The sequence below is a fragment of the Bacteroides mucinivorans genome, assembly GCF_034654355.2.
Classification (GTDB): Bacteria; Bacteroidota; Bacteroidia; order Bacteroidales; family Bacteroidaceae; genus Bacteroides; species Bacteroides nordii.
Genome location: NZ_CP178179.1, coordinates 3652794 through 3670159 on the forward strand (window position 1 = coordinate 3652794; position 17366 = coordinate 3670159).

At 38.0% G+C, this 17366-nt stretch carries 12 protein-coding genes and 1 pseudogene; 1 reads left to right on the top strand and 12 read right to left on the bottom strand.

The genetic code is table 11. The features are described 5' to 3' along the window. Nucleotides 1–44 precede the first annotated feature (44 nt). Nucleotides 45–309, top strand: a pseudogene (locus tag VCM39_RS14155) (IS4 family transposase); the annotation flags it as partial. 103 nt (nt 310–412) lie between these two features. Here VCM39_RS14155 and VCM39_RS14160 read toward each other — a convergent pair. The 12 genes from VCM39_RS14160 to VCM39_RS14215 all read right to left on the bottom strand — a co-directional run bounded on the left by VCM39_RS14160 (nt 413) and on the right by VCM39_RS14215 (nt 17353). Continuing rightward, nucleotides 413–1204, bottom strand: a complete 792-nt coding sequence (locus tag VCM39_RS14160) for a DUF1573 domain-containing protein (protein ID WP_322934242.1) — start codon at nt 1202–1204, stop codon at nt 413–415. A 71-nt stretch (nt 1205–1275) separates the two neighbouring features. After that, on the bottom strand, nt 1276–2331 hold the full coding sequence (locus tag VCM39_RS14165) for a BF3164 family lipoprotein (RefSeq protein WP_413544807.1): 1056 nt from the start codon (nt 2329–2331) through the stop codon (nt 1276–1278). Further along, nucleotides 2318–3031: a hypothetical protein gene (locus VCM39_RS14170; RefSeq protein WP_322934244.1), complete on the bottom strand. Its 714-nt coding sequence runs from the start codon at nt 3029–3031 to the stop codon at nt 2318–2320. Before VCM39_RS14170 ends, VCM39_RS14165 begins: the two co-directional genes overlap by 14 nt. A gap of 106 nt (nt 3032–3137) precedes the next feature. Then, nucleotides 3138–3386: an NVEALA domain-containing protein gene (locus tag VCM39_RS14175; RefSeq protein WP_322934245.1), complete on the bottom strand. Its 249-nt coding sequence runs from the start codon at nt 3384–3386 to the stop codon at nt 3138–3140. Between the two features lie 289 nt (nt 3387–3675). Further along, nucleotides 3676–4737, bottom strand: a complete 1062-nt coding sequence (locus VCM39_RS14180; protein WP_322934246.1) for a BF3164 family lipoprotein — start codon at nt 4735–4737, stop codon at nt 3676–3678. Further along, nucleotides 4706–4939, bottom strand: coding sequence for an NVEALA domain-containing protein (locus tag VCM39_RS14185; RefSeq protein WP_322934247.1), 234 nt, complete (start codon nt 4937–4939; stop codon nt 4706–4708). Before VCM39_RS14185 ends, VCM39_RS14180 begins: the two co-directional genes overlap by 32 nt. A 137-nt stretch (nt 4940–5076) precedes the next feature. Further along, the gene (locus tag VCM39_RS14190; protein WP_322934248.1) at nt 5077–6120 is read right to left on the bottom strand and encodes a hypothetical protein; all 1044 of its coding nucleotides are present in this window, start codon (nt 6118–6120) and stop codon (nt 5077–5079) included. Between the two features lie 791 nt (nt 6121–6911). Next, nucleotides 6912–10160 carry an efflux RND transporter permease subunit gene (locus VCM39_RS14195; protein WP_323674053.1) on the bottom strand — a complete coding sequence of 1083 codons (3249 nt, stop codon included), beginning with the start codon at nt 10158–10160 and terminating at the stop codon, nt 6912–6914. 184 nt (nt 10161–10344) lie between these two features. After that, entirely contained in the window at nt 10345–11784 is a 1440-nt protein-coding gene (locus VCM39_RS14200; RefSeq protein WP_413544842.1) for a TolC family protein, read from the bottom strand. 47 nt (nt 11785–11831) lie between these two features. Then, on the bottom strand, nt 11832–14903 hold the full coding sequence (locus VCM39_RS14205) for an efflux RND transporter permease subunit (RefSeq protein ID WP_322934141.1): 3072 nt from the start codon (nt 14901–14903) through the stop codon (nt 11832–11834). Nucleotides 14904–14985: 82 nt separating this feature from the next. Further along, nucleotides 14986–16086, bottom strand: a complete 1101-nt coding sequence (locus VCM39_RS14210) for an efflux RND transporter periplasmic adaptor subunit (protein ID WP_322934142.1) — start codon at nt 16084–16086, stop codon at nt 14986–14988. A 136-nt stretch (nt 16087–16222) separates the two neighbouring features. Then, nucleotides 16223–17353 (bottom strand): 6-bladed beta-propeller, encoded by a 1131-nt coding sequence (locus VCM39_RS14215; protein ID WP_322934143.1) that lies wholly within the window; start codon nt 17351–17353, stop codon nt 16223–16225. Nucleotides 17354–17366: the final 13 nt, after the last annotated feature.

Here is a 17366-nt window from a genome sequence, read left to right on the forward strand (position 1 = left end):
ACATCATTGTTGTCCCATTAGATTCCAAATTGTTTTTTTAATAGCTAAAACAGCACCTTAAAGTCAAAAAGTTTTAAGGTACTACCAAGAATACCGTAAGAATACAAATCGATACAGCAACATGTACTTATTCCCTAGTGCCAATTATTCAGAAAGACATGTAACTAGACAGAAGCACATACGAAGTTCTCCATATATTAAGCATCTCATTGACTGATAAAACTCATCTTAGAGACCTCTTCGACAAAACTATATTTCAAAATCAAAGAACAAGTTAGATCTAATGAGCCAAGGTTACTCAATTTTTAAAACGTCCCAATTTAAATGAGACACTGGTGAAAACAACTAATATAGTACTCCCCACCAACTATGTATACCCCGAAATACTTCGATACAACATTTTACTTAATGTTTATTTTGCATCTCCATTAATTCTTAACTTAAACGGAGCACCTTCAGCATTGCAATATATCATAATAGTTTTATCAAAATGTTCAGGATGTTCTGCCTGATATATTATTTTCACACAAACACTATCTTTAAACAGCACAGGCTTTTTATCATATTCTACAGCAATACAACCACAAGAAGTTAATATATCATATATGACCAATGGAGAATTACCTGTATTTTTTAACAGCACCTTTTTTTCCTGACTTTCTTTCCACGAAAAACTTCCTAAATTTATCATTTGCTCAGAAATATTGATTTGGGTCTGACTATTTTGATCCATCTTAGTATTACTTTTACCAGAAAGTATATTAAAATATAAATCTTTTATTTTCGGATTGAGCACAGGATTCCCTACTGCAATTACTTTATTTATTTTATTCAATAAAAATACCTGAAATCTGGGATCTGAAGGAAAATTATTTATTATATTAAGAGAATCATATACATCAACACAAATTGGATGATCAAATTTATCACGTTTTAGAATATGCTCAAACTCTCTTTTATCTTTAGGGCAAACATAGAAAAGAAAAGAAATTTTATCATTAGTAATTGAATCCAATTCATTTAAAAAACTCTTCCATTTATGTAATTGAAGTTTGCAACTAGTACACCCTACAGAATCTACATAAATCATTAATTTAAAATCTAAATCCATATTGTTTTTTACAGTATCACACACATACTTTGTAAAAACGGATTTTACAGGAAATTTAATTTCTCTTCCCTTCCATTCTTTTACCGTATTCATAAGATAGGTTCTTTCCCTATTTTGGCATGAACTCCATATTATTATCATACATATAATGATCAAATATCTATTCATAAAGCATTAAAATTAAACTGTACAATATGACTCTCCGGTTTATCTGTTAAACCGTAAATCACTCCACGCTTCTCATCAACTGCAAAATCAAAGATAGGAGTATCCAATTGATAATATCGTTGTGGGGCTCCATTCCAATCGAAAACAAGAATTTTATCTTTTAGATAATCATGATTCATGGGATTAAAAAACTTTCCTGAATAAAGAACAAAAACTTTTTTTCCAACAGATAGTGGACAATAATAGGCATCTCTTTCAGCCCCTTTATTGGTTGCTATTCGGTCACCCTCTTGATGAACTTCCGGAAAGAAATGCTCAGGACCATGTATTCTTTTTATAAGATTCATATCAGTATCATAATATTCTATTAAGTCTGTCCGACTGTGTGACACAAATATTCTATTCTCCTCAGCATTTACGGTAAATTCACTCATAAATCCCTCTACTTGTTCTATATGGGTCGTCAAGCTGGAAAGTTCAGGATATTCTCCTTTGTGACAAATTGTATCCCCGTTCTGATTAAATAAACCAAACCTCTTGTTTTTATCAAAAATGGAAGCAATGAAACCTTTCCCGGGAATCGGCACTATATTATTACAGAAGTTCTCAAATTTAATACTTTTATTTACTATCAGACTTTCCCCTTGAAAAAATGTCTGGCGGTCACAGATACACAAAACTTGCCTGTTTTTATCAAATATCCAAATATTACCATCTGTCGAAGGAATAAAACGAGGATCTATCATTTCACCGGGTCCAATACCGAAAGGAACGCATTCGCATATTTTCTTTTTTGTGAAAACATTGAATATATAATAAGTCTGTTCAGTATTCCTGTTTTTCATAATCAGAAAAGAGTCAACCAAATGTATTTTAACCGGTTTCAGCAATATATCATCAAAAGCAAGACTGTCCCCTTTCAAAGAAATAGGCCCTTTAAAATCAGAAAAAGAGATAAGTTCTGCACCTAAATACTTCTTACTCTCTTGGCAAGAACTTAAAAGCACAAGGAGTACAGATGCTAAGATATGTATACAATTATTTTTTTTCATTATTCTTTTCCAGTTTATAATATATGATACAATAATTACCCAATTGCCTATAGACATCCTTATATTTCTGTTTATCAAAAGACAAAGACTGGTCTCCTTTTTTCATTTTTTCAATTAGTTTCTCCTTTTCAACAGAACCTTTTTCCTCTTCATATATTAATAGAGCCGGTATATCTTGACCTATTACAAAGCCTCTTTCCTCAAAATCACACATCTTGACAACGTGATCTTTAGACATAGTAAAAGGCGTTCCAAAAACAAATCCATTCAAAAAATAGCAGTAGATAGTGGCCTTTTGGTAGTCTTTATAATCTACCAATAAATTAACGTAAGCTCTCCTATCTTTTACTATATCACCACCATTAACCGCTACACTCTCCTCTTTACCATTGATTAGCTGTTTTATATAAAGTGTCAAGTTTACATTGTAAGGCACATAAGCAGAATAGAATTTTCCTCTAACATCATCTACTCCCGTTGGCATTGGAATTGGGATTGTCCCCTTAGGAACAGTAAGACTTTTGCCTCCTGAAGAATACTTCTTCATATATGGCTTTCCCGTTTTATGATAAGTCGTGTCTTTATCGGATATAGTCACAACATTATTTTTACGTATATACTCTTCAACTCTCTGTTCCAAACTTTGAGCATTAAGTTTGAAAACAGCAAACAACAAGGTAATTACAATACATAATTTCATATAGGCATTTTACTAAAACTATGATTGTATAAAGAAATACTATCAAAGTCCCATATAAGCACTAATAATAATTTATTTTCCAATACAATCATAGTATAATTTTACATCAATAACCTCTCATGTCTGGACAATAATACCACCTATCTGAACTTCCAAAACAATCAGAAGAAGGATCGTAACAACAATGTGACATATAACAATCATAAGGTGTTGTCTCACGGCTGTTAGCTAAAGCTTCTACATTACTAAGAACTAAATCAGACATATTCGTATCACTTTCTGACATATAAACATTATAACCCGCAAACATTGCAACTACAGCTATAGTTATCACTCCTAATAATTTCTTTTTCATATCGATATTTTATATTAATAAATATTTTTTATTTTCTCTGTATCTATCCTTTCAACAGAATAGCAGTATTTGCTATATTAAACTTTTATTCCTATGCCTATAAAGAGATCCTCCTATAATTTTAATTGTTTGTAGAAAAAGTGATAATACAAACTCATAAAAATGCAATATCACTCATTCCTTTTAACAGTATTATTTTCCCTATTACGTATTACCAATAGATATAAATCCTTATGCAACACCATAAAGCTAAATATTGTTATATGCTAAAATCAAGCAATAAAAAACCTCATACGATTTTAAATTTCATAATTGGCTGATCTCTATTCACATCTGTCGCTATTATTGTTTTAGTTGTCTCATCCACCCAAATGCCATATATATAATGGTCGAGCACATACTTGCATAATGGTTCGCCCTGCAAACTAAATACATAAATATACTTTCCACCATCAATATGCTCCTTTTGTTGAGCAATCTCTTTAAAAGAACGTCCATGAAAGACAGCATAAATAGCACGGTCCGTCACTTGTACATCACTAAAGCCCATAATACCTGAAGGAATAGCATAGCTATTGGATATTTTAAATTCGGGCTCGCCATGAGGTCCTATGAGGACTACATGTGTACTATCTTTTAGATTATAGATTTCAAGAACTTCGCCCAACTGAGTAACCGCAGCCAAAACCCCATTACGAGGATTATAATCAATAAAACTACGCCATGCCTGAGCTAATGCAGGACGGGCATTGGACAAAGCCTCTTCATTCAGTGTAGGAATTGCACCCCACTTCTGCATGAGTAACCCTTCACGATTCACCCAACAGAAACGATGATCGCCCGAATAATCAGGAATAATAAAGGTAGAATCATCGTACTGAACAAAATCGAGTACGCGAAGCAAACTCTTGTCCAACGATACCACTTCATCCCGAAGTAACGAATCACCAGACGAAGAGAAAACAAACCTACCTAATTCACTGTGATTGGCATCTAAAGTCCATATCACATCATTGATACAACGCACATTCTCTGCCGAAAGCATTTCTTCGGGAGAATCACCACGTCTACCGAAAGAATTCAAATACTTGAATCCCGGATATTGGAATATATGATAATAATGATCGGCTCCATGCAGATCCATTACGATGGCTTTATCACCCTCTATCCGTATCCGAAACGGATAACGGAAAAGGGCGGTATCCAACTCTACAGTATTCCCTTTCAATTCTTTTTCTTGTGGAAAATCAGCATAAGAAGAAATGTCCTTCTGCTCCTTAGTGGCACATGAAAAGAATAAAAAAAGAGAAAGAAGAAATCTAATAGATGTCCTCAAGGCTATAGCCGTCATAAACCACCTCTACTTTAGAATTATCAATAGGACAATTAACCGAACCTGAACCTAAGCAATGTACAGTAGTTATTTCCTCACCGGCAGCTAAAGCTTCTACATTTTCCAAAAATAAATTGTTTAGTTCTACCTTAGCCGGACGATACCAATAAGTGATAATTACAAGAATTCCTACAAAAAGAAATAGAATTAGTTTTTTCATATTAGCATTGCATAAAATTAATGCAACAAAGATAGAAGCGAAGGGATGATCCGCCAAATAAACGAACTGACCAATGCTGACATGATACGTTTTTTATCTAAAAAGGCCGATTCCATCGGCTTATAAAATAAAAAACATCAAATGAATAATTGATAACTATAGGACTGTACCCTTTTTAAATGAATAGACGGATCAACAGCAGCTAAATCGTGTCGCAGCCGTTTAACTACTTGTTGGAGTCTGACAGCAGTACCCGAATGATCAGGCCATAATTGTTCCATTATAGTATCATCTGACAATTTATACTCTTCAGCATTTAGCAGTATTTCTAAAAGAGTGCAGCGTTGTAACGGTAACTCACCTTTTATTTGTCCGTCTACAATTAACAAACGTTTTTCGGCATCAAATATGAAATTATCTTTCAGTTGATATATACGTATTGTTCCTTTAGGCATATCTCTCACCAATTGAGTCACAATCACTTCTTTTACAATAGAGGAATGATGAAACCTCTTCCTTAAATAGCCGACAAAGAAATAAATCAAGATATATATAACAAGTATCAGTAAAACATAAAGAATCACATACCGCCCCAAAATAAACCAGCAAGAATAATCAAAGAAACCAACCATTTCGATCTCACATCCATAGCCTAAATAGCAAGTAAATAAAGGAATGGCAGAAGCTAAACGAATAGAATCAGCAGTCATAAAAGTTTCCGTATGCCCACTGCCATCCGCAATAGACATCCGTAATGCTGTTTTTCCTATAAGATATGAGTCTTTTAATATTTGTTGCCAAATAGCATTTAGAGAATCTACAACAATGGGATTACTTTCCAAAACAAAAGAATGAAGCATACGAGTGTTAGTATCCTTTGCTACATTTTTTTGATGCTGTTCAGCAGATACTTTATACTCTTCTCTCCCAGTTGCTTTTGTGATACCTACGGTTTGAGGTACTTGCCCAATCTTTGAAACATCGATTCGGCTTTGCACTATTAATGCACCTTTTTCTATATTCTTATTTGCCAATTCTATTTCCAATGCTTTACTAAAGGCATCTATTACACGTTGACTAAGTACAGCAATTCCGTTTTTATAAAGAAGTACTCCCAAGCAAATAAGAGAAACTCCCATCACAACTATCAGCAACCTTTTAACCAAATTATCACGCTTCATCAAAATCACATATCAGTTTGTGTGTTCAGAAAGCACAAAAATACATTTATTATTTCTTAGCAACAAACAATATTGAGATTTCATTCCTATTTAAAGAACAGTTTCTCCCATTACAGAAGAGCAAAAAAATATAGTACACTTATAAATCCCGATTTACGAACTTCCAGCCATTCATACAAAAACTGAAAGCAAAGCAAAGCAAATGATAGTATTGTAACAGATTGACAAAATAAGAAATAAAAAGAGACTGGTACGCAATTCTTACTAAAAGACAATTTATCCAAGAAGGAAGGCACGTTTGTATCTATCTGATAATCAGCAATTACAAAAGTATACATTCTTGTCATACTACATTGTACACTTTTGTATGACAAGAATGTACAATATTGCACCACAAGAGTGTACACTTTTGCATAACAGTAAGACACTCCTTTGTTTTTCAGCTTTAAACTAATTACTTTTTTCATTACAACAAGACCTGAGATCTTTATTTATATCTTACACTGATTGTCTACATTATAAACCTTCACCTCGTTTCTCTACGGAGATCGGCCCGATGCTCTACGAGAAACGACCCGATCTCCGTAGAGTTTCGACCCGTTCCTCGTAGAGAAAAAAGATGGATAGCTATAGTACTGATAGTCAAAACATTATATTTACACAAAATGTATAATATTTTCAGCTTGCGTACCTCCTGTTTATACCCTCTTTAGATTTCTGAAATAGCTACAAATATTCATCTCTGCCGAATATAATTCCTATCATAAACGGTTGTTTCATAGAATAAAAGATTAGTTACGTAATATAGTTTTCCTTTTCAACGTAAATATCGGCAAGAAAACAAACACCCCTATCACCGACATTATCAACCCACCAATCGTACCCGCAGCCAGCGGAAACCAGAAACCTTCTTTCTCTGCCCCTACCATGAAAGGGATAAAGCCCAAAATGGTAGAAACGACTGTCAGAAAGATAGGAATAATCTTGGCATTCCAGGCTTTGGTATATGCACGTAGCGGAGAAATACGGGGCAGACGCCGACGAATAGAGTTATACTCATTAAGAATATAAATACTGGCATTCACAGTGATACCGCACAACAGAACAAAGGAAGCAAAGCCTCCCTGATCAAAATTAAGCCTGAACCAATAGAAAGTTAGAAACACACCGATATAAGAAACAGGAATCACAAAGATAATGGCCAACGGCTGCTTCAGTGAGTTGAACAAGATACTGGTAGTAAAGAAGATAATAGAGATGACAATCAGCAATAAACTGTACTGCTTGTAATCTTTCTCTCCCCATGACCAGTTGCCTCCTTCTGCAGAAACAGTGTACCCCATAGGTAATTTCTTATTAAACTCTTCCAAATCCTTTTTCAGAATCCGGTTCCCTTGTTCGTATGAGCCAATGTACTCATATTGCAGGCACAATCGGTATTGCTGATTCTCCTTTGCCACCTGTTGGGGCATCTGCCCTTTCTCCACCGTGGCCAGTTCGGAAAGTTTATATTGCTTCCCACCGGAGCCATAAGGGAAATATTGCATGGCCCAAACGTCGTATTCGTCGGACTGACGGGAAGACAACTTGATTCTTTCCACTCCATGCTCCGTCAATACCGAACCTACATCCATATTCTTACCGAATATCGGACGAATAGATGCAAACAGTGTACTCGCAGAGATGTCTTCCTGCGCCATACGTTCTTTGTTCAGATCAAAATAGAACTCCTGATAATCATCTTTCCACCAGGAGAACTCTGAATTGATAATAACCTCCTTGATACGCCGGTGCGTCAGAAAGAGCTCCTTCAATTGCTCGGCCCAATAATAAAGTTCATCATAATTGTATCCGTACATCTTAACCCGAAAAGAGCCTGCGTTTTCACGAACATCATTGCTGAACCCATTGTCTTCCAACCCATAAACACTCCAGCTACCACCACCTAATTGCAGTGCCTTACTGATTATATTAGACTTCAATGTATATGGGAAACCACTATGCTGATGTTCTTTTTTAAAGTTGATACTAATGCTGGCGCGACGGGCACTGGAAATAGAAGTCTGAAACTGCTTAATCTCTGCAAACTGGCTCAGATAGGCCTCCATCTTCTTCATCAGTACATTCATTTGTTCCAGGGTACTCCCATTAGGCAGAGTTGCATTGGCATTCAGCACCACTTCTTCGTTACGTGTGAAATAACTCCCTTCGTACACCTTCTCGATAAAAAGACGAAGACTGCCCCCAAGTGCCTTATTCACTATGGGTTTCACTTTCTCTTTATAAGTCGTACTTCCCAAAGTTTTGTTGTAAGCCTCTGCTCCCCACCCTTCTCCATCTATCTTTTCGGGAAGAAGAAAAACAGGAAGTCCGAACAACAGTACCAGCAGAACACAAACTACCACACGCCAACGGCATAGGATCTGTATCAGCCAGGCATAAAACCGTGTAAAATAAACCGGGAAGCGATGGGCTAAATGACGCAAGCCACATAAACACCGACGAAAGAAACCCATTCTTCTTTGTACAGGTGCTTCTCCGTCCCGCGAACTCACGGGAACCAAAGAACGGCGCTTTCGTTTCTTCAACCCTATCTTCTCTATCATAGACGGGACAAAGAATAGGGCTACAAACAAAGATACGGCAAGATTGATGATCACTACCGCAGCAAAATCCTGTAAATTCAATCGTATCTTTTCGTCCAGAAAGAAGATAATGACCAATGCTCCCATCGTAGTCAGAGTAGCAGCCAGTACAGACATAAATGCTTTCAGATTGCGCCGATGCAGAATGTGATCCGTCATCACAATGGTATTGTCTATAACCAGATTGAGCGAAACCGTGATACCTGCCAATGAGTAGAGCTGCATTTCCAACCCGAAGAGATAATAAAAAATCACCGCTACTGCCATATTAATACTCAGGCTGACTACTATCAGAAACAGATAACGCGGGTTCAATGTGATAAGTAATACAAAAACCAGCAAAATCAATACAGTCAGACCGGTACGCAAGTAAATCTTATTCATCTCTTCATGAATAAATTCCGTAGCGTCATAACTGGTATGAATCTCATAACCTGCCGGAAGTACTTTCTGAATCTCTTCCATTTCCGCATTTACCAGTTTGCTAAGCTTCAGCTGATTGGCACTTTCTTCGGCTGTTATAGAGAGGTAGATGGAGTTTAATCCGTTGATGCGGTAATAACTTTGAGGTTCCTGTTCCATCCGGGTTACCTTCACCAGTTCATCCAAACGAATCACTCTTCCATCCGCAACCTTCACCTGAATTTCGGAAGGGTTAAACTGATCTCCTTTATGCTGAGGGGTCAGTGCCAATCGTATCCATTCTTTTCCTCCGGAAGCCGTCTCTCTGTCATACGTCCCCAAAAACTCTTTCTTATAATAATTGCTCACCGCTTGCTGAATATCGCCCAGACTGATGCCCAAATGCTTCAATTGCTCGCTATCATACTCCAGGCGCCACTCCATCGGAGTAGCCCCACTGATATCAATCTTATAAATACCGGGAATCTGTGCCAACTTCGTCTTGATGTGTTCCTCTGCATACTGCTGGATCAAAATAGGAGTAGACGGTGCATTCAAAGTAAATGAAATAAAAGGTCGGGAAGCTTTTGACTCCGAAAGCCTCATCTGAATATAAGGATAGGTCACTCCGTCGGGCAGTTCCGGCCAGGTTTGCCGAATAATAGTAGATACCTCAAAACGGACAGCATCCATATTGGCATGCTTATCCAGTTCGATGGCAATACTTCCCCAGCCATTGCCCGAAGTAGAATTGATTCTTTTGACCCCTTTGATACGGGCCAGCATCGCCTCCAGTTTGCTGGTGGCCTCCATCTCTACCACACGGGCAGAAGTACCCGGCATACTGAAACCTACCGAAAAACCGGGCAACGTCCGCGAAGGATTCAGTTTGACAGGCAACAACGGAATTAATGCCACGCCAACCAATGCCACACAGATAAAGGCAACAATCAGTGTAAAAGCAGAAGCTCCTCGTTTGGTATTTTGATTCATTGTATTCATTGTACTAAAATATGATTCACCACAGAGTGACACAGAGTTACACTGAGTTTTTTAAACGTAAAAACCAATAAACTTTCTTTAGCTCTTATCTCTATTTTTTGTTCTTTTGTCCTTCTGTTCTTCTGTCTAAAAAACTCTGTGAAACTCTGTGCTACTCTGTGGTGGGTTTAACTCATTACCTCACCAACTTTCCTCCTGCAAAGTCAAACTTATCGGACAGTGAGAAACCGCTTGCAAAATCATGTAAAGTCAATTTACGTATCTTATAGTAATTCAACCAATAGTTCTGCAAAGCAGAGATGTAATTCTGTTGTGCGGACTGCTGACGACTCAAGGATAACGTCAGACTATTGATATCCGCCTTACCTATAATAAATCGTTGACGGGTTTCATTGTAAGCCATGATAGACAAGTCCAACGCTTCTTCAGCACTCGCGATCAGATTCTGCTGAATATTAAAATCACCAACGGTCATTATTAGCTCTTCTTCAATACTTATCTCACTCTGCCGGGCAGAGATTTTGGTTACATTCAGACTGTTACGAGCCATATTGTACTTACCTTTCCGCACACCCCAGTCCACCAACGGAATAGAAAGACTGACTGACACTAAATCCTGCTGCATGGGATTATGATACACATCTCCGAAATTATCGGAAGCCTGATTGAAACCGATACTCGCATTCACACTCGCATTAAAACGGGATTCTTTCTTCGTCCGGTCCACATTTCTCTCTGCCTCCAGGATATTCTGTTTCAACCCAAGCAATTGAGGATTGTTACTACGTACAGATGCCAATGCATCGTCTACCGATATGGTCATCTCCCGTGGACGGGCCGGAAGCTCCAGTTCAATCACCGTATTCTTATCGATGTTCAGAAAGGAAGCCAATGAGAACATGGCACGTTTCAACGCACTTGCCTTATTCTGTAAGGTATTATGGGCATTTACCAGATCCAGCTTCAAAGTCAACAGGTCGGCTTTGGAGATAGAAGCAATCTTCAAACGCTGCATGCCTATGCGATAAAGGGTATCAGAAGAAGCAACATTCTCTTTCGCCAAATCATATTCCGCCTGCGCCATAGCCAGACTGAAGAAATAACCCGTAGCCTTCTCCGACACAGCCTCCACGTTATAGATAAACTCTTTCTTCACCTTCTCATATTTCAAAGGCTCAATACGCCGTTCCCACTTGAACGGGTTATATCCAACAAGGCTTTGTGAATATCCCAACCGCACCGGAACACTGGTAAACTGAGTAGAACGGTTATCGCCAAAATTACGCATATAGCCCAATTTAGACTCTAAGTAGAAGGTACCACCGGTAAGGTCAAAGTTCTGTCTCACAGACAAACCTCCCGAAGCTGAAAAAGACTGCTGGCTACGGTATACATCCAGATTCTGCTCCGAATCATACCGTTTGGTGATATCACGGTAATACTCCGCAGGAGTCATATCTAAAGTTAGGCTTGGCAGGCGGTTAGCCTTATAGGTGCGGTATTCCCAATAACCGGACAAATACATGTTCTGCGTACGAAAAGCTTCCAGTGAACTATCATTTGCCAGAATTATAGTACGCTGCAAATCCAATTTTATCCGTTCCTGTGCCTGCATCTGCCCGCAACAGAACAGACAGAAACAGAAGTATATCATATATCTTTTCATATCTTCTTTTCTTTATAAATAAACCAATAGATCAACGGAATAATAAACAGACTCACCAAGGTGCCGATAAACATAGCCCCTATCATAGCGATAGAGAGCGGTTTCTGCAATTCGGAGCCCATATCGAAAGAAAAAAGCAGAGGCACCATGGCAAAGATAGTAGTCAGTGAGGTCATTATGATGGGGCGCAGCCTTCGCCGGCCGGCTTCGTGAATGGCCTCCATCAAAGGCACTCCTTCTTTGCGTAACTCATTGATGGCATCCAGTTTCAAGATAGAGTCATTGATGATAATACCACAAGTTACTATCAGACCGATGGCAGACATCAGATTCAGCGTATGGCCACATATCCATAACAACAACAGGGCAAAAGCCACATCGATCGGTATCTCTAACAGTACAATCAAAGGCTGTACGAAACTCTCAAACTGTGCAGCAAGGATGAAGTACATCAGCAGAATAGAGATAAACAGAATAACGACCAACTCTTCCAGCATCTTTTTATTGGAAAAGAAACTACCCGAAAAACCCAGTTCCCACTCCCCCGTTTCACGGACCACTGTCTTCACATCTGTCATCAGGGCATCTGCATTTTTCACATCATAAAAGCTGAAAGGAATATATTCACCATTCCGGCCGGCTGTAATACTCTTTAAATCTTCTGAAGAAGTCACTTTTACCAATTCCCGAAGTGGAACATAGTTTCGGGTACCATCGCTATTATTATCCTGTGTCTGTACCAACGTTTCCTGTAATACCGTATTCACTGTTTTTTCGTCACTGGCAATATTAATAGGCAGATACTGCTGGTAAGAATGTAACATCGATACATTATTTTCCTTAAAAGCAGTTTTCAATACCCGATAAAGTTCATCATAAGAGATATTGTATAACAGTAACTTCTCTCTTTCAATGCTAAGGTTCAGCTGATTCTCAAATGCTATGCCTGTGGGAGAAAAACCGGTCTGTTGCTGTAATCTTTGTTCTATGCTTCGCAATGTATCAGCTTCGGGTGCCCTATCTCTGTTACGGGCATACAGCTCGGCCACAACATCGGCTTCACCCGTTACAAACAACTTCTCAAACACCGTTTCCGGAGGTGAGAATGAGATCACTGCCAAAGGATACAGCTGTTTCACTCTCCGGAAAATACGTTGTTGCAATGGCATAATCCTATCCGAAGACTCTGTCTTGAAATAAAGTTCTGTTTCTGACGAAGAAAGCTCCTGCTCACGATTCAGAATAAAATCCTGTTGACCTACAGAAGCAGTCTGTTCCAATACTTCTCCTTTCAATTCACGAAACAGTTCATCTACCCTCCGTTGATTCTCATCCAGATGGATATTCTCATTCCACTCAATACGGGAGATAAGTTCATTTTGATCAATCTCTGGCATACGCTCCTTATCAATAAAATAAAAGAAGAACACACAGAGAGGAAGAGAAACAATACAGAATAAAACGCTAAACGTTTTATGAGCGAACACCCAATTAACTCCTTTATCATAAAACCGGTCAAGGGTATGTTCCTTTATCAGATTATTCACTTTGATAGAGAACCATTTCCGGGTCACCAGCCCTGTACGATATACCAACATATATAATACGGGCAATAACATAATACCTGTGAAATAAGAAACCATCAATCCCACTGTCACAGAGAAAGCCTGATCATAGAAGATAGCTCCCGCAATTCCGCTCATGAATATCAAAGGGACAAACACGGCAATAGTAGTGAGCGAAGAACTAAGCATCGGAGTCACTACCTCACTGGTTCCTACTATACACGCCCGGCGAAGTGTATATCCTCTTTCACGATACTGAGAAATATTCTCCGTCACAATAATCGAGCTATCAATCATCATACCCAATGCCAGAATCAACCCGGAAAGAGAGATGATGTTCAGCGACATTTTGAAAAGATAGAAAAAAAGGAAACTGATAACGATGGAGACCACCATACTCAATCCGATGATAAAAGGCGACTTTATATCTCCTAAAAACAGTACTGCTACGATACAAATAAAGACAAATCCCAACGAGAGATTCTGTTGCAGATTGGAGATCGTATAATCCAGCAATTCGGTCTGGTTACGGGTAATGCTGAAGTCGATATCCGGATATACCCTTTTGAAGTAGTTCATGGTCTTGGTCAGTGCAGCTTTCATGTTGTCCATATTTTCATCGGCTTGTTTAATGATAGCCAACGTCACGGCACGTTTACCATTGGACATAGAAACACCTCGCTCTTTGATAGGCGTCACAGCAATCCGGCAAAACTCTTTCAACTGTATAATCCGGCCCTCTCGGCGGAGATAGATATTCTCCACATCTTCTGCTGTACGCAACAATGTAGAAAACTTAATGTTATATTCATAATAACCATCGCGCACAGTCATGCTTCCCGGCTCTACGTTGTTGCGCGCCAATGCCGACTCTATATCCGAAACAGAGAGTCCCATCTGCACCATTTTATCCATATCAGGCACTATCCGGAGTTGACGATCCAGCAATCCTGTAACATCTACCATAGCCACCTCGGGCAACTGTTCGATACGGCGTTTTATTACTGATTCGGAAAACTCACACAGATTCAGAAACGCCTGTTGATCCGTTGGTGCATAAGCACTATCGTTCTTTAAAGTCAGATTCAGATAAAAAACAGGGATGTCCGTAGCGCTTGCCTTTATCACCTTAGGACGTTCTGTGTTTTTAGGCAGATAATTCATGGCAGCATCAATCTTCTCATTCACCTCGATAAATGCCAGATCGGTGTTTGTTCCAAAATCAAAGCTCAACCGGATAATTCCTGCTCCGTCACGGGTTTCGCTTGCCATATCTTTCAGGTTAGACACCTGGATCAACTGTTGACGAATTGGTTTCACTACGGTATTTTCCAATTCACGGGCCGAAGTATTGGCAGCAGAAATCTGCACAGTAATCTCCGGTATAGCGATGTCCGGCAATAGTGAAACCGGCAATGTAAAATAGGTCACCAAACCCACAATAAAGAAAGCTGTAAAAGCCATCAATACAGCAATGGGACGTTGTATTAAAAATTTTATCATACCATTTTAATTTACGATTAGACAATTTACTATTTACGATTGGAGTTACTCTTCCTGTGATAAGCAAAGTTTAATCCAATTGTCAATCGTCTAATAACTGCACCGGAACCTCATGTGCCAGGTTCACATTACCCGAAACAATAACAGTATCTCCTTCCATCAGCCCATCTGTAACTCCGGCATCGGCTTTATTAGCAACCACGCAACTGTCTATATTCTCAAATCCGGTCTGCACATAGTTCCACTGTGCTTTTCCTTTATCCAATGTAAAGACAACCTGTTTTCCTGAACGCAGTACCACAGCGCTCTTGGGGATCACTAATAATTGCCCCAAAGAACGCTGTACACTTATCCGTACATTCATTCCGCTAAACAGTTTTCCTTTTCCGTTCACCCGTGCCCGTACTCTCACCATTCCTTTATCATCTACCAGGGGATTAATTTCCGAAACACTCCCTTCATACACTGAGGTAGCATCGGCATAAGGAGTCACCACTACCCTATCACCGTTTTTGAGTAACGGTAATTCACTTTCGAGCACAGTAAAATCTGCCTCCATCCCTTGTGTATCTATGATTGTACAAAATATCTCCGAAGTATTAGCCATATTATAAGGTTTCGCAAAAAGATTCGCCACTACCCCGTCAAAAGGAGCTGTCAGTGTGGCATGTTCCTCTTCTCTTTTTACCAGTTCGTACTGTGCTTTACTCTGATCATATCCACTCTTTACCTTTGCCAGTTTCATCACTTCTTCAGGCACTTTACTGAAATCTTCCGTGGCATACCCCTGTCCTATCAATACATCCTGTAATTCCAACCGTGCCCTTTCAAGTGCATCAGCAGATTGTGCCAATCTGTTAGCCAGTTTAAACTTATCGAGTTCGGCCAGCTTCTGCCCTTTCCGCACCCGATCTCCATTCTTCACATAGATATGGGCAATGACCTCACTGCTTTCAAAACGCAGGTTAGCCTGTTCCTTCGCCGTCACCTTTCCATTACTGACCAATTCGTGATGAAAATCCTGCTTCTTTAGCGTCATCACCGACACCTCATTTTTCATGTCAGGTAATACCATCTCCACTCCTTTTTCAGCAGTGTTTTTCTCTATTTTCTTATCACCGGAACAAGCAGCCAAGGTGACCAATGCCATACAAAAGGCATAGATAGGGTAGTGTTTTTTCATTGTGTCAATGTAGTTTTATCGTTGTTATCCGATAAATATAGTTATATTATTTTATTTCAAAAATATTTTCAAGTGATTTTCTCTAAATAAATAATTTATGATACAAACCATGTGTATTTCTTGAATTTCATTCATACTAATATTTCAATTTATATATGGCTAAAATAGGATTATCATCAAGAGAACAATTTTGAAGAATTTCAGGTATTAAATCTTGTTTTCCTACTGTCCTCAAAGCGTCAATAGCTTCTGTCGATATTGTTTGGATAATAAAATTCTTTTGATAAGGTAGAATATTTTGATTAGCAAAAGGATATTTTTTTGATGGAAATATAATCCCAGTTTTCACATTCCCATTTTCTTTATTATAAAATATACTATGAACTAATGTTTTATATACAAACGGAATAATATAGTACTTAGATGTACAGACTAAGTTCCCATGGATCTCTATAGGCCATTCTTCCGGTGATATACTCATCCGATATTTATCTCTATCAAAGGAAGAAGCAGTCTGTAATTCAAGAGGATATATCTTATCGCTATCAAAATTCAACTGTAATATGACCTCTTCTCTATCAGGATACAGTTTATAGATATTATATTGATAAGGATAATAAGCATAGCAATCAAGAGAATCTTGAGCTAAGTAATAACCATTATATCCCACCCCCAATTGTTGTTTAGGAAATGGAGAATATTGAGCATACAAGTCATTATTTCGTTTCAAAACAAATATGTTGTTGAGACTCTCTTGAGTATAATCACCATATAGATAAATATAATCTTCAAAGAATTCAAAACAAGTAAAAGAACCATTTAACTCTATTTCATTCAAATATTCAAAATTCAAATTATAAATCATAATTGATTTATTAGATGTACATAATAGATAAATAAGATCATTTTCTATCCGAAAATCAAAAACATTTAAGTAATAGCCTTTCCCACCCGCTCCTTGCCTATCCAGTTTCTTTATATATTTACCTTGAACATTAAAAACAAAAATCTCTTTTTGTTTCTTATCTAAAATATATATCAGAGAATCGGTAGCTATAACCTTATCAATATTGGTTATCAAATTATCTTCTGTTGTTTCCAATGGAATATAAGTGACACTATCAAAAACAGAGTCAGGAGACAGGAGAGCTAACGAATTTGAAGATAACGGAATTGGAATCCTTTTATCTGTCAAAACAACCTCCGATTTCATTTGGCAACAAACAAATAAAAAAAAGAGACTTAAATAGATTAAAATATATTTCATTTATATGTGGATT